Origin of the sequence: Sneathiella sp. P13V-1, assembly GCF_015143595.1 — a bacterium.
In the GTDB taxonomy this organism is placed as follows: Bacteria; Pseudomonadota; Alphaproteobacteria; order Sneathiellales; family Sneathiellaceae; genus Sneathiella.
The window spans coordinates 608628-631933 of the sequence record NZ_WYEU01000002.1; the positions used below are offsets into that span (position 1 = coordinate 608628).

At 48.7% G+C, this 23306-nt stretch carries 18 protein-coding genes; 9 read left to right on the forward strand and 9 right to left on the reverse strand.

Annotation, left to right across the window (positions count from 1 at the left end; translation table 11 throughout):
• Positions 1-84: 84 nt before the first annotated feature.
• Positions 85-3759, reverse strand: a complete 3675-nt coding sequence (locus GUA87_RS09920) for a vitamin B12-dependent ribonucleotide reductase (protein ID WP_193716398.1) — start codon at positions 3757-3759, stop codon at positions 85-87.
• 506 nt (positions 3760-4265) lie between these two features.
• Between GUA87_RS09920 and GUA87_RS09925 the strand changes: the two genes are divergently transcribed.
• From GUA87_RS09925 to GUA87_RS09935, 3 genes are all read left to right on the forward strand, one after another.
• Positions 4266-4631 carry an NADH:ubiquinone oxidoreductase subunit NDUFA12 gene (locus tag GUA87_RS09925; RefSeq protein WP_193716399.1) on the forward strand — a complete coding sequence of 122 codons (366 nt, stop codon included), beginning with the start codon at positions 4266-4268 and terminating at the stop codon, positions 4629-4631.
• Between the two features lie 75 nt (positions 4632-4706).
• A complete protein-coding gene (gene mlaD / locus GUA87_RS09930) occupies positions 4707-5165 on the forward strand; it encodes an outer membrane lipid asymmetry maintenance protein MlaD (protein WP_193716400.1) in 459 nt (152 codons plus the stop codon).
• A gap of 2 nt (positions 5166-5167) precedes the next feature.
• Positions 5168-5587 carry a DUF2155 domain-containing protein gene (locus tag GUA87_RS09935; RefSeq protein WP_321575897.1) on the forward strand — a complete coding sequence of 140 codons (420 nt, stop codon included), beginning with the start codon at positions 5168-5170 and terminating at the stop codon, positions 5585-5587.
• Here GUA87_RS09935 and aat read toward each other — a convergent pair.
• Genes aat through aroQ form a run of 4 tightly spaced genes read right to left on the reverse strand, consistent with a single transcriptional unit; the run spans position 5524 to position 8479 of the window.
• Positions 5524-6174: a leucyl/phenylalanyl-tRNA--protein transferase gene (gene aat / locus GUA87_RS09940; protein ID WP_193716401.1), complete on the reverse strand. Its 651-nt coding sequence runs from the start codon at positions 6172-6174 to the stop codon at positions 5524-5526. The genes GUA87_RS09935 and aat overlap by 64 nt on opposite strands.
• A 21-nt stretch (positions 6175-6195) precedes the next feature.
• Positions 6196-7539, reverse strand: coding sequence for an acetyl-CoA carboxylase biotin carboxylase subunit (gene accC / locus GUA87_RS09945; RefSeq protein ID WP_193716402.1), 1344 nt, complete (start codon positions 7537-7539; stop codon positions 6196-6198).
• A 15-nt stretch (positions 7540-7554) separates the two neighbouring features.
• Entirely contained in the window at positions 7555-8019 is a 465-nt protein-coding gene (gene accB, locus GUA87_RS09950; protein ID WP_193716403.1) for an acetyl-CoA carboxylase biotin carboxyl carrier protein, read from the reverse strand.
• 13 nt (positions 8020-8032) lie between these two features.
• Positions 8033-8479: a type II 3-dehydroquinate dehydratase gene (aroQ, locus tag GUA87_RS09955; protein WP_193716404.1), complete on the reverse strand. Its 447-nt coding sequence runs from the start codon at positions 8477-8479 to the stop codon at positions 8033-8035.
• Positions 8480-8678: 199 nt separating this feature from the next.
• On the opposite strand from aroQ, the gene thiS reads away from it, so the two are divergent.
• Positions 8679-9665 (forward strand): sulfur carrier protein ThiS, encoded by a 987-nt coding sequence (thiS, locus tag GUA87_RS09960; protein ID WP_193716405.1) that lies wholly within the window; start codon positions 8679-8681, stop codon positions 9663-9665.
• A 28-nt stretch (positions 9666-9693) separates the two neighbouring features.
• Here thiS and GUA87_RS09965 read toward each other — a convergent pair whose 3' ends face one another.
• Positions 9694-10152, reverse strand: coding sequence for a MarR family winged helix-turn-helix transcriptional regulator (locus tag GUA87_RS09965; RefSeq protein WP_193716406.1), 459 nt, complete (start codon positions 10150-10152; stop codon positions 9694-9696).
• A 121-nt stretch (positions 10153-10273) separates the two neighbouring features.
• Here GUA87_RS09965 and hppD point away from each other — a divergent pair, with 121 nt between their 5' ends.
• Positions 10274-11308 carry a 4-hydroxyphenylpyruvate dioxygenase gene (gene hppD / locus GUA87_RS09970; RefSeq protein ID WP_193717019.1) on the forward strand — a complete coding sequence of 345 codons (1035 nt, stop codon included), beginning with the start codon at positions 10274-10276 and terminating at the stop codon, positions 11306-11308.
• A 20-nt stretch (positions 11309-11328) separates the two neighbouring features.
• Here hppD and GUA87_RS09975 read toward each other — a convergent pair whose 3' ends face one another.
• Both GUA87_RS09975 and GUA87_RS09980 read right to left on the reverse strand, forming a co-directional pair.
• Positions 11329-12117, reverse strand: coding sequence for a DsbA family protein (locus GUA87_RS09975; protein WP_193716407.1), 789 nt, complete (start codon positions 12115-12117; stop codon positions 11329-11331).
• Positions 12118-12199: 82 nt separating this feature from the next.
• Positions 12200-13501 (reverse strand): M48 family metalloprotease, encoded by a 1302-nt coding sequence (locus tag GUA87_RS09980; RefSeq protein ID WP_193716408.1) that lies wholly within the window; start codon positions 13499-13501, stop codon positions 12200-12202.
• Between the two features lie 28 nt (positions 13502-13529).
• Here GUA87_RS09980 and GUA87_RS09985 point away from each other — a divergent pair, with 28 nt between their 5' ends.
• On the forward strand, positions 13530-15050 hold the full coding sequence (locus GUA87_RS09985) for a gamma-glutamyltransferase (RefSeq protein WP_193716409.1): 1521 nt from the start codon (positions 13530-13532) through the stop codon (positions 15048-15050).
• Positions 15051-15074: 24 nt separating this feature from the next.
• Positions 15075-16217: a pyridoxal phosphate-dependent aminotransferase gene (locus GUA87_RS09990; RefSeq protein WP_321575899.1), complete on the forward strand. Its 1143-nt coding sequence runs from the start codon at positions 15075-15077 to the stop codon at positions 16215-16217.
• A 48-nt stretch (positions 16218-16265) separates the two neighbouring features.
• Here the strand turns inward: GUA87_RS09990 and GUA87_RS09995 are convergent, their stop codons facing one another.
• Positions 16266-19034, reverse strand: a complete 2769-nt coding sequence (locus GUA87_RS09995) for an Rne/Rng family ribonuclease (RefSeq protein ID WP_193716410.1) — start codon at positions 19032-19034, stop codon at positions 16266-16268.
• Between the two features lie 574 nt (positions 19035-19608).
• On the opposite strand from GUA87_RS09995, the gene GUA87_RS10000 reads away from it, so the two are divergent.
• Positions 19609-20739, forward strand: a complete 1131-nt coding sequence (locus tag GUA87_RS10000) for an N-acetylmuramoyl-L-alanine amidase (protein WP_193716411.1) — start codon at positions 19609-19611, stop codon at positions 20737-20739.
• Between the two features lie 85 nt (positions 20740-20824).
• Positions 20825-23263: a penicillin-binding protein 1A gene (locus GUA87_RS10005; RefSeq protein ID WP_193716412.1), complete on the forward strand. Its 2439-nt coding sequence runs from the start codon at positions 20825-20827 to the stop codon at positions 23261-23263.
• The last annotated feature ends 43 nt before the right edge of the window (positions 23264-23306 follow it).

Genomic DNA, 23306 nt, shown 5'->3' on the forward strand with positions numbered 1-23306 from the left:
CTCAAAGACTTCTGACTAGGGAAAAAACAGAAGTCAGCTTAGGGACCTGTATTTGATCGGGCAGATGCGTCGTTTTTAAACCGATCAGGAACACCCGCTGGTCGAACCGCAGGTATCACACTTCATACAGGTCCCATTCCGAACAAGAGTGAAATTGCCGCATTCCGTGCAGCTATCACCCTCATATCCCTTCATACGCGCTTCCATCACTTTATCCATACGAGAGGAGGAGGCGCTTGAACTTCCACTGCTGGTTGACGTTGAAACAGTTGCCGCAGACATCGTGGCACTTGTCGCGCCGTCCGTCCCGGTTTGAACTGTTGCTGTCGCAGCACTTGCGGTCAAGTTCATGTGCGACAGCCCGCCTTGCAGAACTTCAAAATTCTTGGAGCGAATGTAACCGGTGGAAGTCAAATTAATTACATTGTCTAGTTGAGTTGACATTTCCTGACGTTCATCTTCCGCGATCTCAGCTTGAGCTTCGCCGCCGCCAATGGCATCTGTGCGAAGATCATCCAGATCCACATGGGCCAGATCATTTCGGCCGAGGTAGGAAATAGCCAGTTCGCGGAACAGATAATCCAGAATAGATGTGGACATCTTGATTGCGTCATTGCCTTCTACAATGCCTGATGGTTCAAAGCGCGTGAAAGTGTATGCCTCGACAAATTCTTCCAGTGGAACGCCGTATTGCAGTCCAATCGAGATCGCAATGGCGAAGTTATTCATCAAGCTGCGGAAGGCGGCGCCTTCTTTATGCATATCAATAAACAGCTCGCCGATTGATCCATCGTCATATTCACCAGTCCGCAAATAAACTTTGTGCCCGCCGACAACGGCTTTCTGAGTATAACCTTTACGGCGTGTTGGCAGTTTGCGGCGTCCTTGAATGACTTTTTCAACAATCCGTTCTGCAATGACGGTGCTTGCCGCCGCCGGAGATGCCTTCGCCACCTCTTCCAGTTCCATTTCATCTTCTTCATCAATGGAAATAGCAGACAATGGCTGGCTGAGCTTGGAGCCGTCACGATAGAGCGCGTTGGCTTTCAGACCCAGTTTCCAGGATAGCATGTAGGCGCTTTTACAATCTTCAACAGTGCTGGAATTTGCCATGTTAATCGTTTTGGAAATCGCACCAGAGATAAAGGGTTGAGATGCCGCCATCATGAGAATATGGCTATCAACAGAAAGGTAGCGCTTGCCGATGCGACCACATGGGTTGGCACAGTCAAAGACAGGTAGGTGCTCCTCTTTCAGGTGAGGGGCACCCTCAACAGTCATTGTACCGCAGCAATACGCATTGGCTTCTTCGATTTCTTTTTTGCTAAAACCGATGGTGGCCAGCATATCGAAGTTATAGTCGTTGAGGTCGTCAGCGTTCAGACCCAGAACATTAACGCAGAAATCTTCGCCCAATGTGAATTTGTTGAATACAAATTTGATATCGAAACTAGTGGCCAGACCTTGTTCGATGGCCTCCAGTGCATCATCACTGAAACCTTTTTCCCGAAGGGTCAGGTGGTTGACACCCGGCGCATCCTGCAAGGTTCCATGACCCACAGCATAGGCAATGATGTCATTGGTCTGCATGCGGTCGTAACCAAGTTTCTGCAGAGCTTCCGGAATGGTGCGGTTGATAATTTTGAAATAACCGCCGCCGGCAAGTTTCTTGAATTTCACTGTGGCGAAGTCGGGTTCAATCCCTGTCGTGTCACAATCCATCACTAGGCCGATTGTGCCAGTAGGTGCGATAACCGTCGCTTGCGCATTGCGATAACCATGTTCTTTACCAAGAGCCAAAGCATGATCCCATGCGTTTTGCGCAGCTTCCACCAGATCTTTATCCTGGCAGTTATCAATATCCAGTGCTACGGGATCAACAGAAAGGCCTTCATAGGCGGAAGGCGCCCCAAAGGCGGCATTGCGATGGTTGGCAACAACGCGCAGCATATCTTTAGCGTTTTTCTTGTAACCTGGGAAGGCACCCAGTTCAGCCGCCATTTCAGCACTTGTTTCGTAAGATGTACCTGTCATCAGCGCGGAGATCGCGCCGCAAAGCGCACGGCCTTCGTCACTGTCATATGGCAGACCTTGCGACATCAGAAGGCCGCCAATGTTGGCAAAGCCAAGGCCCAAAGTGCGGAATTTATAAGACAGTTTGGCAATTTCCTCTGATGGGAACTGTGCCATCAGAACAGAGATTTCCAGTGTGATTGTCCAGAGGCGACATGCGTGGATAAAGCCTTCAACATCGAAGCTTTTATCAGCACGGCGGAAATTCATAAGGTTCAGGGAAGCAAGGTTACAGGCCGTGTCATCCAGGAACATATATTCTGAGCAAGGGTTGGACGCGTTAATACGACCATCCTGCGGACATGTATGCCAATCGTTAATTGTGGTGTCATACTGCAGGCCCGGATCCGCAGATTGCCAGGCACTTTCACCGATTTTTTCCCACAGATCACGGGCTTTCACGGTTTTGGCAATTTTTCCGTCCGTGCGGCGGATCAGATTCCAATCCCCGTCGTCCTGTACGGCTTGCAGGAACTCGTCTGTCACACGAACAGAGTTGTTGGAGTTCTGTCCAGAAACGCTGAGATACGCTTCTGAGTCCCAATCAGTGTTGTAAGTGGAAAATTCAATTTCAGTGTAACCCTGTTTGGCAAATTCGATCACGCGCTGAATGTAGTTTTCTGGGACCATTGCCTTGCGGGCACCAATAATCGCTTTTCTAAGGGCTGGATTTTCAGCGGTGTTATAGGCCTCATCGCCTTCAGTTTCCGTGCAGGCTTTCATCACTTCGTTAAGATGCTTGGCGCATAACTTGGAGCCAGCAACAAGTGCAGCTACCTTTTGCTCTTCAACCGCTTTCCATTCGATATATTCTTCAATATCCGGGTGATCCACATCCAGTGTCACCATCTTGGCGGCGCGGCGTGTTGTGCCACCTGATTTGATCGCACCAGCTGCGCGGTCACCAATTTTCAGGAAGCTCATCAGGCCGGAGGATTTGCCGCCGCCGGAGAGAGATTCCCCTTCGCCGCGGATATTGGAGAAGTTGGTTCCAGTACCAGAGCCGTATTTAAAGAGGCGTGCTTCACGAACCCAGAGGTCCATAATGCCGCCATCATTTACCAGATCATCCCCCACGGACTGAATGAAGCAGGCATGTGGCTGTGGATGCTCATAGGAGTTTACGGATTTCTTCAGTTTACCGGTTTTATAGTCCACATAAGAATGGCCCTGAGCCGGTCCTGAAATGCCATAAGCCCAGTGAAGGCCGGTGTTAAACCATTGCGGGGAGTTAGGTGCCGCCATTTGTTTGGCGAGCATGTAACGCATGTCGTCGAAATAGGCTTCGGCGTCGTCTTCAGTATCGAAGTAGCCGCCTTTCCAGCCCCAATATGTCCAGGTACCTGCGAGGCGGTCAAACACTTGTGTTGCAGATGTTTCACCAATGTAGCGTTCGTCTTCTGGAAGGTCCGCCAGAGCTTCTTCGTCAGCGACCTGACGGGACAGCCAAGTTGGTACGTCTTTTTCTTCGTCAAGTTTCAGGCGGGCAGGGACGCCAGCTTTACGGAAGTATTTCTGTGCGATGATATCGCAGGCGACCTGAGACCATTCAGCAGGAACATCAATACCGTCGAGCTTAAAGACTACCGATCCATCCGGGTTTCGAATTTCACTGGTCGCCTGACGAAATTTGATTTTGGCATATGGTGATGAATTCGCATCCGTAAATCGACGTGAAACCCGCATTGAAGACCCCAATAATTAAATCATAATTGACTGCTTATTTCCCCTGCCAACGATGAGAAAGTTCAGTTTTTTCGCGGTCTGCGATCTCCCTGCGTCACCATATGTGGTGTATGTTCTCCCCGATAGCCACAAGACCTTAGCCAAGGGAAAAGTACCATGTCAACGATTCAATACTGGTTTAAAACACAATATATAGCGCCTGTGTTGCGCGACGGTTTCTATATGATGATTTTGTGGCAGTTTTTTGACACTTCCAGTTTTGCAAGAAAAAAATAGGTGCGAGATATAAAAAACATATGCCTCAAAAACAGGCAAAATTGATCGCCATATCAACGCTACAAAATAAGAATCACATTCTTGTTATCTGAATTTTACGGCATCGGCGGATTGATATGCCGCATTTACCAAATTTTTGCTTTAGATATGTAAAGTTAGACTGGACGGGAAGGGTGTTGAGTGCCATATTCCCCCGAAACTTTGTAAGTTTTCTGAGAAGAGAGAATATTATGGCGACGCTTGGAACATTGCTTTTTACATGGCGTAAGGGTGAACAAGTCGGTGAAGACGAGTTCGGTAACCGTTACTACAAGGAAAAAGGAAAACCAACAGGTGTACTGGGGCGGGAACGTCGCTGGGTGATTTACAAAGGGAAACCTGAAGCCTCCAAAGTGCCGGCTGCATGGCATATCTGGCTTCATCACACCACAGATCTGCTGCCTGCGGATCAAAATGTTGCAAAGAACAACTGGGAAGAAGATCACCTGCCAAACCTGACAGGTACTGATTTTGCTTACCATCCGGGTGGATCCGTGGTGAAACCTGGTGAACGTCAGAAAAGTACGGCTGACTATGAAGCGTGGAAGCCTGAATAAGGCGCCACATTTTTGCCAGCAATTAGAAGTAGTGCTGGTAGGGTGATTTGTGACCTGACCTAAAGGGGGTTGGTTTTGGGAAACAATATAGTTGAGACCATTATTGGTGCTGTTGTGTTGGCTTTTGCGGCCATCTTTCTTGTGTTTGCTTATAGAACAGCAGACATTGGTGCCGGCGGAAACGGACTTAACCTTATTGCCAAATTCGATCAGGTGGACGGCCTTCAAGTGGGCAGCGATGTCCGTATGAGCGGTATCAAGGTCGGTACAGTTACAAGCCAGACACTAGATACTGAATCTTATCGTGCTGTGATTGGCTTCAGTATCAATGATGAAATTAAGCTTCCTGAAGACAGTGCTGCCAAAATCGCGTCAGAAAGCCTTCTTGGCGGAAGTTATCTTGATCTGGAACCTGGTGGTGCGGAAGATATGCTGGGCGAAGGTGATGAGGTCACTTTCACTCAGAGCTCCGTCAGCCTAATGGATTTGATCGGTCAGGCCATCTTCAGCGCAACATCGGATGACGATAAATAGTCGTGCTAAGAACCTCAACTAACTATTTGAAAATTCTGAGCATTGCTGTGTTGTCGGCGGTGCTTTATGCGGGTGCCGCACAGGCAGAAGATCTGATTGGTAGTGCGGTTAAGTTGAGGGCGTTGGATAAGATCACGGGCCGCACACAGGATATCGTTATCCCCATTGATGAGGCGGTTAAGTATGGCACGTTGGACATTACCGCAAGAAAGTGCCTGAAGCGTCCGCCGGAAGAAACACCAGAGACAACAACTTTTCTGGAAATTCGTGAAACCCCACAAGATGAAGATCCGATCATTCAGTTTATGGGCTGGATGTTTGCGTCAAGTCCGGCACTGAATGCGCTTGAACACCCTGTCTATGATGTCTGGGTGATCGACTGTATTATTTCGTCTGACGAGGCGTCAGAGGCCAAGGAATAGAAGTCGCCTTCGAAGCTGAGCGCTTGATCCAGACGGCGATGATATTCTTCCCGGGAAATCTCCACCGCTCCAAGAGATGCCAGATGGTCCGTTAAGAACTGAGTATCCAGCAAATGAAAACCGCCTTTGTTAAGGCGCGCTACAAGATAGCAAAGGGCCAGTTTACTTGTATTGCTCTCTATCGAGAACATGCTTTCCCCGCAGAAAACGGCGTTAAATGACACCCCATACAGGCCACCAACCAATGTATCGTCGCGCCAAACCTCAATAGAATGGGCGTGACCTTGTTGATGCAACTCAGTGTAGAGATCAAGGATGGTTCGGTTAATCCAGGTGTTTTCACGGCCTTTTGCAGGCTTGGCGCAAGACTTCATAACTTGTCGAAAAGCCTTGTCGACCGTGACTGTGTAGGGATTTTTGCGGATCAATTTGCGCATACTGCGGGAGAGATGGAACTCATCAAGCGGGAAGATGCCGCGCCACTCAGGATCAACCCAGAAAAGGTCCGGGTCATCTTGTGATTCAGCCATGGGAAATATCCCATGGCTGTATGCAGTAAGTAGAATTTCTGGTGTCAGAACTGTCATACTAAGGTCGGAAGAAGCTGTTTAAGCCTTTCCATCAATGAATTTTTCAAGCCAGTGAATATTGTAATCACCTTTTTGGAAATCTTCATTGGCAAGTAGACGTTGATGCAGTGGCAAGGTTGTCTTGATGCCTCCTACAACAAACTCTTCCAAGGACCGGTTCAGACGCGCCATACATTCCTCACGGTTGCTTCCGTGAACAATCAGTTTGGCAATCAAGCTGTCGTAGTAAGGCGGAACGGAATAACCGGAATAAAGGGCTGAATCTACACGAACACCAAGACCCCCCGGCGCATGATATTCCAAAATAGGGCCTGGACATGCAGCAAAGGTATCTGGATCTTCCGCCGTAATACGGCATTCGATGGAATGACCGGAAAACTTGATGTCATCCTGTGTCAGGGTGAGCTTTTCACCATTGGCGACACGGATCTGCTCACGAACCAAATCAAGACCTGTGATCATTTCCGTGACCGGGTGTTCCACTTGAAGGCGCGTATTCATTTCAATGAAATAGAATTCTTCATTTTCATAGAGGAACTCGATAGTGCCTACACCCTCATAACCCATGTCGCGAATAGCAGCAGCACATTTGTCACCGATATCAGAACGAAGTTTGTCAGTGAGAGCAGGAGATGGTGTTTCTTCCAGAGCTTTCTGGTGGCGACGTTGCAATGAACAATCGCGTTCACCCAGATGAACCACATTTCCTTGACCATCTGCCAAAATCTGAATTTCAATATGGCGCGGGGTCGTTAGATATTTCTCGATATAGACAGCATCATCACCGAAGGCCAGTTTTGCTTCCGCACGGGCGGAAGAGAATGCTTCAGAGATATCGGCTTCGGTTTGGGCCACTTTCATGCCGCGACCACCACCACCTGAGGAGGCTTTGATAATGACCGGATAGCCCATGCCACCAGCAATCTTTTTAGCATCTTCAATGGTTTTAACTTCACCGTCAGAACCCGGAACGCACGGAACGCCAAGTTTCTTCATGGTGTCTTTGGCTGTAATTTTATCACCCATCATACGGATATGATCTGCGGATGGGCCGATAAATTTGATGCCATGCGCAGTTACAATATCCACGAATTTGGCATTCTCGGACAGGAAGCCATAACCCGGATGGATGGCATCCGCATTTGTAACTTCAGCCGCTGCAATGATGGATGGAATGTTGAGATAACTGACGGCCGGGCTTGGGGGGCCAATACAGACGCTTTCATCAGCAAGGCGCACATGCATGGCATCTGCATCCGCTTCTGAATGAACTGCAACAGTCTGGATTCCCATTTCACGACATGCCCGCAGGACACGAAGTGCAATCTCACCCCTGTTTGCAATGAGGACTTTTTTAATCATAGGGAACTACCTGCCTTATTCGATAACGACAAGTGGCTGACCAAATTCAACGGGTGCTTCATTGGAAACCAGAATATCCACAATTTTACCGCCTTTAGGGGCCGCAATTGGATTCATGGTTTTCATGGCTTCAACGATCAGCAGTGTCTGGCCTTGTGCAATGGTGTCGCCAACGCTGATAAAATTCGCCGCGCCTGGCTCTGGCGCCAGATATGCTGTGCCGACCATTGGGGACTTGACGGCCCCTGGATGTACGCCAGCGTCAGCCGCTGGTGCTACTTCAGCGGGGGCCGGTGCTGCTACTGGAGCGGCAGGTGCTGCAACAGGTGCCGCGGCTGCAACAGTGGTGACACCACTGGAGCCTCTGGACACGCGCAAACGGTGGTTACCGCTTTCAACCTCGATTTCACCAAGACCTGTCTCATTCATGATTTCCGCGAGTTCGCGAATGACTTTTCTGTCGATGTCCAGTTTACTCATCGTGTTCGACTTTTCATTTCCGTTGTTCAAATTTGTTAGCAAGTGCGTCTAGAGCTAATAGATAGCTATCAACTCCAAATCCGCAAATAATTCCTTCCGCAACAGGAGAGATGAAGCTGTGATGGCGAAATTCTTCCCGCGCGAAAGTGTTGGATATGTGTACTTCAATGGTTGGTAGTCCGACAGACTTGATCGCATCCATTAGCGCAACAGACGTATGTGTATACGCAGCCGCATTAATGATAATGCCATCATGCTGTCCCAAAGCACCTTGAATAGCGTCCACAAGGGCGCCCTCGCTGTTGCTTTGCATAAATCCGATCGCCAAGCCACGGCTGGCTGCATGCTGCTCGCATCTTTCCCGAATATCATTGAGCGTTAAATGCCCATAGATCTCGGGCTCCCTTGTGCCCAGCATGTTCAGATTTGGTCCATTAATGACTAGAACTGACTTTCCCATTTCCACCCCAGATTGGCCTTTTGCCAGTGAGTTGTGACAGACCCTTATAAAGCAGTTTTCGGTGATGATAAAGCCGAACCGGAGCTTATTGTGAAGAAAGTATGACATTAGGGTCTGACAGAGGTTGCATCTGCCGCCGAGCCAAACCATAATCTGCCCATATTCGCAGTTTTAACATGAAAAATGTAAGGTTAAGTCTATGAACCTCACCATTAATGGGGAAGGCCGCCAGTTTGATCGCGCCTTGACCATTGCAGAACTCCTTGTGGATCTGGAACTGGATGGCGGCAAGGTTGCCATTGAACGCAATCTTGAGATCGTTCCCAAATCTACTTATGGCGAAACACAGCTGGTAGACGGCGATAAATTGGAAATCGTTCACTTCATTGGTGGCGGAAATACGGATACGGATATGGAAAATGATCCTTTCATAGTGGCGGGGCAGGAACTTAAATCCCGTCTGATTGTTGGAACCGGCAAATACAAGGATTTCGAAGAGACAAAACTTGCTATTGAAGCCTCTGGTGCTGATATGGTGACTGTGGCCGTACGCCGTGTGAACATCACGGATCGGAACCAGCCAATGCTGGTAGATTATGTGGATCCGAAGAAATACACATACCTTCCGAACACAGCATTCTGTTACACCGCTGACGAAGCCCTTCGGACATTACGCTTGGCCCGTGAAGCAGGGGGCTGGGATCTGGTGAAACTGGAAGTTCTTGGGCACGAAAAGACATTGTATCCAAATATGCCGGAAACCCTAAAGGCTGCTGAAACATTGATCAGCGAGGGCTTTAAGGTGATGGTTTACTGCTCAGATGATCCGATCATGTGTCAGGAACTTGAAGATATGGGATGTGTCGCCATCATGCCGTTGGGCGCACCGATTGGATCCGGCCTTGGCATTCAGAACCCTGTCGGCATTGGCATCATTAAGGATCAGGCGAAGGTTCCTGTGATTGTGGATGCGGGTGTCGGTACAGCATCAGATGCGACCATAGCTATGGAGCTTGGCTGTGATGGTGTGTTGATGAATACAGCGATTGCGCATGCAAAGAACCCAATCATCATGGCATCTGCCATGAAAGACGCGGTGACAGCGGGACGTAAATCCTTCCTTGCAGGCCGAATGCCACGTAAGAAATACGCCGATCCAAGCTCTCCGCTTGCAGGACTTATCTAAAAAACAAAGGCGGCACTTAGCCGCCTTTTTATTTGGGTTTTAGCTCGTCCGCTCGTTGATCGAGCTTACCTAAAAACTTGTCCAGTGCTTCGATTTCTTCGATACTAAACTCGCTCAGCAATGATGCTTCATATTCCTGTGCCAGCGGAATGATCTTATCCAGAATCTCCTGTCCTGCTTCCGTAAGGTGCAGGGAATAGGATCGACGATCTTTGGCCACAATGCGCCGCTCCAACCGGCCTGATTTTTCAAGCCGTTCAATAGCACGGCTCATATTCACTTTATCGAGCGATGAAAGTTCACCCACTTCACGGGCGGTAAGGCCCGGACGTTCGCCCAAGTTAGCAACAATGCGCCATTCCTGAATGGTGAGGTCAAATTTTTCAGAATAGTGCTGCGCCAAGGATCGACTGACCATTCCTGACAGTTTTGTCAGGCGATAAGGCAGAAAACGCTGCAAATTGAGTTTTGTTTCTTCTTTTTTCATGTTGGTATCTTGACTTTTCGTCTCAAAAAGAACAACTTCAAAATAATAGTTGCATTTGTAACTAATAGCCATGTTTTTTTAGGATGGAGGAAAAACAGTGTCAGATCTTTGGGAAAACCCAATGGAGACCGACGGTTTCGAATTTGTGGAATATGCAGCACCTGATCCTGCTGCATTGGGGGCGTTGTTTGAAAGCATGGGCTTTAAGGCCGTTGCCAAGCACCGGTCCAAGAACGTCACTCTGTACCGTCAGGGTGACGTAAACTTCATTATCAACGCAGAACCAAACAGCTTTGCGCAGTCATTTGCGCGTATTCATGGTCCTTGCGCCTGTGCCATGGCCTTTCGCGTGAAAGATGCGGCTAAGGCAATTACACGCGCTAAAGAATTGGGTGCGTGGGTTGTTGAATCCGAAGCCGGTCCGATGGAGCTGAATATTCCTGCTATCAAGGGTATCGGTGATTCCCTGATTTATCTGGTGGATCGTTATGGCGATAAAGGCTCCATCTATGATGTGGACTTTATTTTCCATGATGAAAATGACCGCAATCCTGAAGGAGCGGGCCTGACTTATATCGATCACCTCACGCACAATGTGCACCGTGGTCGTATGGATGAATGGGCCGAGTTCTACACACGTCTTTTTAACTTCAAGGAAATTCGTTATTTCGATATCGAAGGTAAGCTGACTGGCCTGAAGAGTAAGGCAATGACCAGCCCTTGTGGTAAGATCCGAATTCCGATTAACGAAAGCTCTGACGACAAGTCACAGATTCAGGAATATCTGGATGCGTATCACGGGGAAGGTATTCAGCATATCGCCCTTGGTACAAATGATATCTACTCAACAGTAGATTCCATGACCAGCACTGGCGTGTCTTTCCAGGATACACCTGATACCTATTACGATCTGTTGGATGAGCGCGTGAAGAACCACGGCGAGCCAACGGAAGAGCTGAAAAAGCGTCGTGTTCTTCTGGATGGTGCGCCAACCGAAGGGCAGGGGCTCCTGCTACAGATCTTTACTCAGAATGTAATCGGTCCGATTTTCTTCGAACTCATTCAGCGTAAAGGCAATGAAGGCTTTGGTGAAGGTAACTTCCAGGCGCTGTTTGAATCAATTGAACTGGACCAGATCAACCGCGGTGTGATCTGATCCAGTTTTAGTAATCTGAATTAGTTGGTTGTCGTATTGACCGTTTTATCGCGGGCTTGGGCAACCAACTGCTTCATACGGGCTTGCGGGATGGCACCAGGTGCCAACTGTCCACCAATGATAAAAGCAGGTGTTCCTGTAATGCCGAGAGCCTGCGCCAGATCATATGTCCGGCGAAATTCTGCGGTAATTTTCTCTGATCCCATATCTTTTTCAAGTTTTGCAGCATCCATTCCCAGATCTTTTGCAATATTCATCAGACGATCTTTTGTAATGCCGCCACGAAGCTGCATTAGCGCATTATGAAATTCCATATACTTGCCTTGCTCGCGTGCTGCGGTAACGGCGCGGGCTGCCAATACTGATTGCTCTCCCAGAATTGGGAATTCTTTCATCACAAGGCGAATGTTGCCGTCATCTTCGACAGTTTTCATCAGATCCGGAAAACTGCGTTTACAATAGCCACAACGATAGTCAAAAAATTCTACAATCGTGACATCACCGTTCGGGTTGCCACCAACAAAGCTGTACCCATCATTTTCAATTTCATCTTTAAGGTCTGTCAGAAGGCGTGCTTTACGAATTTCCTCTTCTCGTGCTTCCGCCAGTTGAAGACGTTCTACTGCTTCACGAATAACTGTCGGATTTTCAAGCAGATAAGCGCGTACTTGCGCACCAAATTCCTTGTCGGCCGAGGCTACATATTCCTGTTTTGGTGTGATTTCCCGATAAAAGAGGAATATCAGAGCACCCACAATTGAAATCGCAACTGCGGCGAGGATAGGGGCAGGTAGGCTGTTTTTGTTCATTTGTACGTCTCTATACTGAGGGAATGTTCCTAAAAGGTATCTGGAAATGATCCAGATTCAATTAACAAGCTCGTGAGCTAACCTATTTGTTAAGCTGGCGACTGGCAATTGTAATGATATCGTCAGCCCGCAGATAACCAGGAGAACCCGCAGACATGTTCTCTTGCACTCGTTTGGCATGAAAGATGGCTTTATCCCACTTGCCGAGCAATGCAAACCGTTCTGCTGTTGCCAGAGACAGATTCCCTGTGTCCCCTAAACGGTTATAAGCGATCGCGAGCTGGTTCCAGCTATTCGTTGCATAAGGATCATAAGCAGTTGATGTCCTTAAAATTCTCACCGCTTCTTCTAAATACTGGTTGTCGCCCGTAGCCAACAAAACTGTCCCGTAAAGGGTTAGGATGAGAGGTTGGTACGGGGCCACATCTGCTGCAATTTTCAAGGAAGGAACTGCGCTATAAGGATCACCATTTTCAAACAGCATTTGCCCTTTCAATTCATGGAAATAAGGATCAGCTGGATATTCCAGAAGAAGGTTGTCGATCTCTTTCAGACCTTTTTCAAGGTCAGGGTATTTGAAATACGCGATCGAGCGGGCATAGCGAGCACCAAGAGATTTATCTGATACTGGGTATTTCCGCAGTGTTTTTCTAAGACCCTTTGTGAAGCCGTAGAGTTTGGCTTGCATACGCTCCAATGCAATCCAATCCTGTTTAGAGGCTGGTTTATCTTTATACGGGGAGGCATCCACTGCCGAGCGCAGCGCTGCAATACGTTCACCGCTAATCGGGTGACTTCTCCAGTAAGGATCAATTTTACCGTAAGCTACTGTTTCCTGTTCACCCAGAATTTCTAGAAATTCTACCATTCCCTGACCTGATGATCCTGTATCAGTCAGGTATTTAATGGACGCCTGATCCGCAGATGATTCTTGTTCGCGGCTATATTTCAGGAAGGATTTCTGTGCTTCAGCCTGTGCTCCCCCAATTACTGCGGCACCGGCCTTGCCGCCACCCGCAAAAATAACAGCGGCCCCCAGCAGATATCCTAAAATTGATTTGGTAGAGGCATTGCGCAACGCTTCCTGAGTTCTGGCAAGGTGCCCACCGGAAATATGGCCGGTTTCGTGAGCTATCACGCCCTTTAGCTGGTTAGGATTCTCGACCCTTTCCAGCAGTCCTGTAAAGAAGAACATACGCTGACCACCAGCAACAAAAGCGTTGATGACCTTGCTATTGACCAGATGAATGGAGACGTCTTCTGCATTTAGTCCCGCAGAGGTGAAGAGAGGGGTTGCGTAGGACCTCAGGGTATGCTCAATTTCAGCATCACGGATAAAGGACAGTTTGGACTGGGCCATAACTGTCTGGATCTGGAGCAACATTACCAGAAAGACCGAAAAAGATATAAATATGCGCTTGATCAAGAACTTTACCCCTAGTGTATCCTCTAAAGTTAAGAACTGTCTGTCGCCGCGTCAATGGTCCCGTACCGCAATTACCGCTGCAATGGGATCACTTTTAATTTTATCCGCTTGCGAGACAGCAGAACAGGAACAGCTTGGGGTTATTGACAGTGTTGAAGGCCCGCTGGGGGGGATCGCAGCGGATGAGCCGCGTGCAACGCTTGTGGCCCAAGATATCTTGTCAGCGGGCGGTAGTGCGGCAGATGCTGCAACAGCGCTCTATTTCACGCTTTCTGTGACCTATCCAATTGCCGCATCCCTTGGCGGGGGCGGGGAATGTGTGGTTTACGACAATAAGACAAGTAGCCTCGAAGCGCTGTCTTTCCCTGTAGGTAAGCCAAAAAATGGCGGTGAAGTCGGTGTTCCAGGCAATATTCGCGGATTTGCCGCGCTTCATGCCCGTTACGGTAAGCTGCCTTGGTCTTCGCTGCTTGCACCTGCTGAGAAACTGGCAAATTTTGGGGAAAATATGTCCCGTGCCCAGCATGTTGCCATGCTTAACAGCGAAAAACGGGTTTATATGGATGAACGCCTTTCTGCTGTTTTCAAGAAAAAAGACGGAACATTCTATCCAGAAGGTACAAGAATTGAACAAATTCGGCTTTCTAGCGTCTTGACCAACATTCGCTCAAAAGGAGGGGCATTCTTTTATGGGGGCGCTCTGGCACGTTCTTTCGTTGAAGAAGTGAACCTTGCAGGTGGAAATCTTGTCACACGTGATTTGATCGATTATCGCCCTGTATGGCAAGAAGCCAGAACTTTTGATTTCGACGTTCTGACCGTTGGCCTGTCTACAGGTGAGCAAGGGCGTGTCATGCAAAATATCTGGCAAAGCGTCTTTTCAGGCAAAGGCTTCCTGCAATTGGAGCAGGACCTTCCTTTGTCAGCGCTGGTGGCAGCAACAGCAAAGGAATTTGGGCAGTATACGCAAAGCAATGCCTATGGATCAGGCGCTAATACGTCTTTTGTCACAACGGATAAAGAAGGCAACGCTGTCGCCTGTAGCGTTGGTATGGGTAAGCCTTTTGGCACCGGCAAGATGGGTCGCGTGACTGGTATTATTTTGGCGCCAGTTCTGAAACCGGGCGAGGGTGAGTTTCCAACTTCTCCAATGTTGATTGTCAATAATCCCAACAAAGACTTCTACTTCGCGGCAGGCGGCAGCGGCGGGGCAACCGGCACATTGGCCTCTGTCTATACTGCTTTGGGTGTTTTTGCCAAGGATCGCGGGCTTGAAGTGGCGCTAGATGCAGCGCGGGCCTTTACCTTGGGGCCGGGCCTTCCACTTCTGTATGAAAGAGGCGTGCAACCCGCCGAAATTCAAGCGCTTGCCAATACCAACCCAATTCCCATCGAAGTGCAGCGTATCGGCGTCGCCAATGCCATTTATTGTGCTGAAGGCAAGTTACCCAACTGCATGTCCCGCGCGGACCGCCGCGGATATGGGCTATCTCTTATTCAACGTTAACAGTACCAAGTCATAGGTGTCATTGTGAAAGTAGCCAATCGAGGTGACGTTAAGCCTTTCTATGCGATGGAGGTTATGAAAGCCGCCAACAAACTGGAAAGTGAAGGGCGTCGTATCTATCATATGGAAGTAGGTCAACCGGCCACATCAGCACCTCAAGCCGTTCTGGATGCCGCTGAAAAGGCGCTTAAAGATAACCCCATCGGTTATACTGAAGCCCTCGGTATCCCAGAGTTGAGATCAGCGATCGCCAAGCATTATGGGGATATGTACGGGTTGGATCTGGACCCTAAACGCGTCGTGGTGACAACAGGCTCCTCCACCGGATTTCTTCTGACATTCCTGTCCCTGTTTAATACAGGGGACAGGGTTGTTCTGGCAGAGCCTGGCTATCCGGCATATCGCAATATTCTTGGTGCTTTGGACATTGAGGCGGTTGGACTGCCCTGCGGGCCCAACACAAATTTTCAGCCATCTCCTGACTTGATGGCAACAATCAAGGATCCGGTTCAAGGGTTACTGGTTGCAAGTCCGTCCAATCCTGCGGGAACCATGCTGACATCAGCCGAGCTTGAAAAGCTCATAGGATACTGTGAGGAACGGCATATCAGTTTCATTTCTGATGAGATTTATCACGGGCTTACCTATGAGCAGGATGCAGCGACAGCCCTTCAGTTCACAAATGATGTGGTGGTGATTAATTCCTTCTCCAAGTATTTTTCCATGACAGGGTGGCGTTTGGGCTGGATGATTGTTCCAGAACAACTGGTGACCACCGTTGAAAAACTTGCTCAAAGCATGTTTATTTCTGCTCCTTCCGTTAGCCAGCACGCGGCTGTCGCCGCCTTTGACTGCAAGGGAGAGGTTAAGGGCTATATCAACGCTTATGCAAAGAACAGGGAGCTTTTACTGAGAGAACTTCCAAAAATTGGTTTTGATAAACTGGCTGCTGCCGATGGGGCGTTCTACATTTACGCCAATGTAAATCACTTAACAGATGACAGCATGGAGTTCTGCCAAAAAATGCTGAACGAATGTGGGGTCGCGGCGACTCCGGGTATCGATTTTGACCCTCATAGAGGGCATGAATATATTCGTCTGTCGTTTGCTGGGGCTTATGAGGAAATGGAAGGGGCTATAAACGCTCTTCGTCAATGGCTCATTTGATATCAAAAACAACCAATAAAAAAGGCCGCTTTTCAGCGGCCTTTTTCTCTAGTCTTTCTTGCGGCTCCACCAACCAGCCCGGCGGCTGGTTCTAGGGGCTTCTGAAACATCTTTCACAACTGTTTCAACTGAAGAAATTGGGCCTTCAGGGACAGGTGTTGGTTTTGGAGCCTCAACCTTAGGAGTTTCAACAGGCTTTTCAGCTTTAACTTCTTTAGGTTCAGAAGGTTGCTCAGATACTGCTTCTTTCTTAGGTTTGCGTCCGCGGCGCTTTTTAGGCTGTTCTTCCGCTTCTTCACCATCCGTCTCAGGTTTTTCAACTTTCTTACGGCGGCCGCGTTTTGGCTTTACTGCCTCTTGGGCTTCGTCAGTAGGAGCGTCAGCAGAGGCTTCTGCTACTTCTTTTTGCTCCACAGTCTGTTCACCAGCCTCTTCAGCAGGCTTCCTTGTCCGTCTGCGGCGTCGGGGACGCACCTTTTCTACGCCCTCTGCTTCTTCTGACGCTTCTTGAGGAGCTGGTGCAGCCTCAGAAATTTCAGTTGCGGCTTCCTCTTCAACAGCATTTTCTTCTTTACGGCGGCGACCTCGGCGGCGCGCAGGTTTCTTCTTCTCCTCGCTTTCGTTATCAGCCGATGCCTCAGTTTCTGTAACATCCTTTGCTTCAAGCGCAACGGCCTCAATAGAGGTTTCTGCTTCTGGGCCTGAAATCGGAATCACTACAATTTCCGGCTCAACATCAGTATCGGCACCTAATGTTTCAAACTGGTCGCTGTCTGTGTTGCTGCCACGAGAGCGGCGACGTCCACCACGTTTACCACGGCGCCGGCGGCGAGGCTCTTCGTCCTGATTTTCAGAAGAGGTTTCAGTATTTTCTTCATCTGAATCGGTTGCTTCAACTGGTATCTCATCACGATCTTCATCATCACGGTTCTTCCGGCGACGACGGCGGCGGCGACGTTTAGCAGAACTGCTTTCTTTCTCCAGTTCTTCCTCTTCACCTTCAAGGGATCCACCTTGTACCGCGTCAGGTACTGTGCCTTCCGTAATCTCAGCAACAGGTTGGCGAGTGCCTTTTTCGCGATCAATCTGGTGATCGTTCTGGTCAAGTGTCGGATCCGCAAGGATAAGGATCGTCAATCCATAAGTACTTTCCAGGTCCTGAATAACGGAACGTTTCTGGTTCAGCAGATAAATGGCGACGTCTGTATGAACGGTAACAGTGATTTTAGCACTGCGTCCACGAACGCCTTCTTCTTCCAAAGCGCGGATAATCAACAATGCTGTTGATTCAGTAGAGCGTACAAAGCCTGATCCACCGCAAGTTGGGCAGATATTGGTACTTGTTTCCAAGAAGGAAGGGCGCAAACGTTGGCGCGACATTTCCAGAAGGCCAAATGGGCTGATACGTCCCACCTGAATACGCGCACGATCCGATTTCAGGCAATCTTTAAGGCGGCGTTCAACCGCTTTATTATTGCGATTGTCATCCATATCGATGAAGTCGATGACGATAAGACCTGCTAAATCCCGAAGGCGAAGCTGACGGGCAATTTCCTCAGCTGCTTCAAGGTTAGTCTTCACCGCAGTCTCTTCGATGCTGCGCTCTTTGGTGGCTTTACCAGAGTTCACGTCGATGGAAACAAGCGCTTCCGTTGGGTTGATCACGATGTAGCCACCAGATTTCAGGGTGACTTCCGGATTGTACATGGATGCAAACTGCTGCTCCACCTGGAAACGGTGGAAAAGAGGGATGCGGTCCCGGTATGGCTGTACCTTCTTCGCGTGGCTTGGCATCAATTTCCGCATGAAATCTTTGGCTGTCCGGTATCCGCCATCACCTTCAACAAGGATCTCGCTGATATCCTTGGAGTAGAGATCTCGAATGGAACGTTTGATCAGATTTGCTTCTTCATAGATGCAGCAAGGCGCCATTGATTTGAGTGTTAGTTCGCGAATGTCATCCCACATACGTAGCAAGAATTCATAGTCGCGACGAATTTCAACCTTCGTCCGGTTAAGGCCCGCGGTGCGAATAATAACACCCACACCTTCTGGAACTTCCAGTTCAGAGGCAATTTTCTTCAGGCGTTTGCGATCACTTGGATTGCTGATTTTACGGCTGATACCACCACCACGACCGGTGTTTGGCATTAGAACGCTGTAACGTCCTGGTAATGAAATGTATGTGGTAAGAGCGGCACCTTTGTTACCGCGCTCTTCTTTAACGACCTGAACCAGAAGGATCTGACGACGCTTGATCACTTCCTGAATTTTATAGGTGCGTTTAATGTCAGTTTTATGTCCAGGCTCGGCTTCGTCATCGCCGCCCAGATTTTCAACAACATCCTGATCTTCACTGTCTATGGTTTCAAGACCACCAAGAGTGTCGCCTTCATCATCCACAACACCTTCTTCATCGTCATCTGATGTTTCAGAGGCTGCCGCATCAATTTCTTCAGTCTCTGTTTCAGTTTCACTTGAGGTCAACTCATCTACATTCAAATCTTCCGCTTCAAGAGCTTCTTTTTCAGCAAGGCTATCTTGCTCTATTAGCTCTTCACGGTCTGAGACTGGAATTTGATAATAATCGGGATGAATTTCTGAGAAGGGAAGGAAACCGTGGCGATTGCCACCATATTCAACAAAGGCCGCCTGAAGCGAGGGTTCAACCCGTGTCACCTTTGCGAGATATATATTTCCTTTTAATTGTTTTTTTGAGGCCGTCTCGTAATCAAATTCTTCAAGACGGGTACCTTTAACAATAACTACCCGCGTCTCCTCATCATGAGACGCGTCTACAAGCATACGCGTAGCCATTCATTAGCTCCGTGACGGTCAGATTTTCTGTGAGTCGAAAACACGAACCGTCTATGTTTTTAGGGAAATCGCTGGCGCCGGTCCCATTTACTCTTGCTGGAAATTTCCAGTGCACTTAGGGGCTTTATCGGCTGCCGAACCCGCGTAACATACTTCGCCGCGGAACGATTTCAGTTTCTACCTATTGCTTTTGCATTGTCTTGAGCACTGCATACAGACGCTTGAGGGGATCGAACAAGATGCCGGCACAAGCTGTCGTAATACGGCGCCGCCCAATTTTCTCGTGCCGTTCTTTTAACGGTAGAGGATCAAATGGGACTGACCACAAAATCTCACATACACAATGATAGTTACTTGTTGGCAACATGCCAAACGAATAATTGCCTTCAAACAAAAAAACTTTTGACCATGAAATGGTTATCAGGGATTGCCTTTAAGTTATCATGATTTTAAACCATCATAGGATGGGAACGGAATTTAAGGTTAATCAAGTCTAGTGATGCGATCAGGAAAGCGACAATACAGGACAAGTGTCATAACCTTTGTAACGATGATCGTTGCGTGGCTTATGTCTATGAGCGTCGCATGGTCAGCCACAAAAGTGGACGCTATTCGCATTGGCGTTCATCCTGATAAGACCAGATTTGTTGTGGAGCTACAGCAAAAGCCGGATCACAGGATTTTCTACCTTCAAAACCCCGATCGCATTGTTATTGATATGCAGGAGTTGGACTGGCAGGGGGTAAACACAGCCCGCCGTAAAGTAGGTCTGATATCAAACTATCGATATGGTCTATTTCGCAAAGGGACGAGCCGACTGGTTCTGGATCTGAAACAGCCTGTTAAGATCACCAAAAAAGTCGTTCTGCCGCCAGCCGCAGGTAAGCCTTACCGTTTTTTTATTGATATTACCTCAACAGATCGAAATACCTTTGCAGAGTTGGTAACCGAGAGCCGTAAACAACAGGCAAAGAAACTGAAACCTGTTGTCGTTGCGACTGAGGCCGGTAACAGTAGAAAGAAATGGACCGTGGTTGTCGATGCTGGACATGGTGGCATTGACCCCGGGGCGATTGGTCAAAGCGGCGTTTATGAAAAACAACTGACCTTGGCGGTTGCCAAAAAGCTGAGGGCCTTACTGCACAAGAACCCTAGTTATAAGGTGATCATGACCCGTGACAATGACACCTTCCTTAGCTTGAGGGAGAGGGTAAGCGTGGCGCGTAGAGCCAAGGGCGACTTGTTTATCTCCATCCACGCAGATTCCATTGGGCGCCCTGAGTTTAGAGGGTCCACCGTTTACACTTTGTCTGAAAAAGCATCGGATAGAGAGGCGGACGAACTTGCACAGGTCAATAACAAATCAGATGTGATCGCCGGCGTTGATCTGGAGGAACAAGACGATACGGTGCAAGGTATTCTGATTGATCTTGCACAGCGCGAGACCATGAACTTCTCGGTTCGATTTGCGAAAATTCTACTGCCTGAGATTTCGCGTTCAGGTATGAAAGTGGGCAGTAAATCCCATCGTTTCGCTGGATTTAGGGTGCTAAAAGCACCAGATGTTCCGTCTGTACTGGTAGAGCTTGGATATTTGTCTAACCGCACGGACGAGAGAATTATGAAATCCAATGAAGGGCAAACGAAATTGGCAAATTCTCTGGCAAAAGCCATTGATAGATATTTTGCTGACTTGGAATCATAATCGTGCCTTATCTTTATATTAGATTAAGCCTTCATGGGCAGAATAGACACCGCTTTGGGCCGATCCGAAAAGAGCAAATATCAGAATGAAAAGACTACTGAAAGTACTGTTGATCCTATTTTGTCTCGTAATTCTGGGAGGAATTTTTGCTGCGGGTGGCGTTCTTTGGGGGTTCTGGCACTTTGGTAAGGGTTTGCCTGATTATGAACAGCTGGCAAGTTATGAACCTGCGGTGATGACCCGGGTTCACGCCGCAGATGGCAGCCTTATCGCCGAATATGCGCGTCAACGTCGCTTGTTTGTACCGACTACCGCCATTCCTAAGAAGGTCAAGCAGGCCTTCATCGCCGCTGAAGACCAGAATTTCTATAATCATTTTGGTATTGACCCGATCGGTATCATTCGTGCCGCTGGTATCAATGTCATGAATGTGGGGAAGGGCCGGCGTCTGGTGGGGGCATCCACCATCCCGCAGCAGGTTGCCAAGAACATGCTGCTGACTAATGAGGTTTCTTACGAGCGTAAAGCCAAAGAAGCCATTTTAGCGATCCGCATTAACAGAAGTCTTTCCAAAGAGCGCATTCTGGAGCTCTATCTGAATGAGATCTATCTGGGATATCGGGCCTATGGTGTTGCCGCAGCAGCGCTTTACTATTTTGATAAACCGCTCAATGAGCTGACTGTTGCCGAGATTGCCTATATAGCGGGTCTGCCAAAGGCACCCAACAACTATGACCCGTTCCGTTACCATGAACGGGCCGTGACACGCCGTAACTATGTGGTCGGGCGTATGCTGGAAGATGGGTATATCTCAAAAGAAGAAGCAGATGAGGCCATTGCTAGTCCATTGGAAGTAAAGCGTGGTCGTGATGCTGAGGTTATTCAGGCGGAATGGTTTGTTGAGGAAGTTCGCCGTGAACTATACGACCTTTATGGAGTGGAAGGCCTTTATGATGGTGGTCTGTCCGTTCGCACCACAATGAATAGTGATCTTCAGCGAGCAGCAGAACAGGCTTTGCGGGCTGGTCTGCGTCGTTATGACCGCAAGCATGGCTGGCGTGGTCCTATTTATCGTTTGAAAGACGTTGAGAACTGGCAGGACGGATTACCGAAGATTGCCGATCCTAAAGGCTTGAAGCCATGGAAGCTCGCTGTTGTTCTTGAGCTGCATCAGGAGTATGCGGAAATTGGCCTTAAAACCGGAGATCGCGCAAAGATCTTATTTGATGACATGAAATGGGCACGACCGTGGCGCGAAAAGCAGCGTTGGGGACCATTCCCAAAGAAACCATCTGATGTGTTGGAAGTCTCAGATATTGTTGCTGTGGCGCCGCTCGAAGGGGAACGGGCAAGGGATGATCTTTACCAGCTTGAGCAGATGCCAGATATCTCAGGTGGTCTTGTTGCCATGGACCCGCACACAGGCCGTGTTTATGCGATGGCAGGTGGGTGGAGTCACGAGATTTCAGAATTTAACCGCGCCGTTCAAGCGCAGCGCCAACCGGGATCCTCGTTTAAGCCGTTTGTTTACGCGGCTGCACTGGATAATGGCTTCACACCTGTAAGCAAGGTCATGGATGGTCCCTTTGTTCTGACACAGGAAAACGGGGAACGCTGGAAGCCACGCAATTACACCAAAAAATTCTATGGTCCCAGTACCTTACGCCTTGGACTTGAGAAATCCCGCAACCTGATGACGGTACGCGTGGCACGCTCCATCGGGATGGAAAAAGTGGCAGATTATGCGGCCGAATTTGGTATTCACAATAATCTTCAGCAAACATTGGCCATGTCCCTTGGGGCGATGGAAACCACATTGTTGAAGATGACAACGGCCTATTCCGAATTTGTAAATGGCGGCAAGGAAATCGTTCCAACCTTGATCGACCGTGTTCAGAACCGTCGTGGCATTGCGATTTACCGCCATGATACCCGTGAATGCAAAGGGTGCCGGACTGCTACCTGGCATGATCAGGAAAAGCCCGAAATCGAAGATGACCGCGCGCAGATTATTTCACCGGCAACCGCCTATCAGATCGTTTCCATGCTGGAAGGTGTTGTCCAGCGGGGAACGGGACGTAAAGTTCTGGAAGTGGGTAAACCGCTTGCCGGTAAAACAGGAACCACCAATGATGCAAAAGATACCTGGTTCGTTGGTTTTTCCCCTGATCTTGCGGTCGGCGTATACATTGGTTTTGACCAGCCAAAAACACTAGGCCCAAAAGAGGGTGGCGGCAGTGTTGCCGCCCCTGTTTTCAGGGACTTCATGAAGGTTGCGTTGAAAGATCAGCCAGCTATTCCGTTTCGTGTTCCCGAAGGGGTGCGTTTGGTCCGTGTAAACGCCTCAACCGGCGAACTTGCGCGCACCGGAGACAGAGGTGTCATTCTTGAGGCCTTTAAATCCACTGACAAAATTGGGTCCAACAGCGTTGTTATTGACGGCTCCGAAACGGGTTCTTCTTCTGGAATTAATCTGCAAGCACCAAAAGATCCTGTGACTTTTGGTACAGGTGGGCTTTACTGATCGGGCTTAAGTCTCTATTTTCTCGCCAACAAATAAATACCGA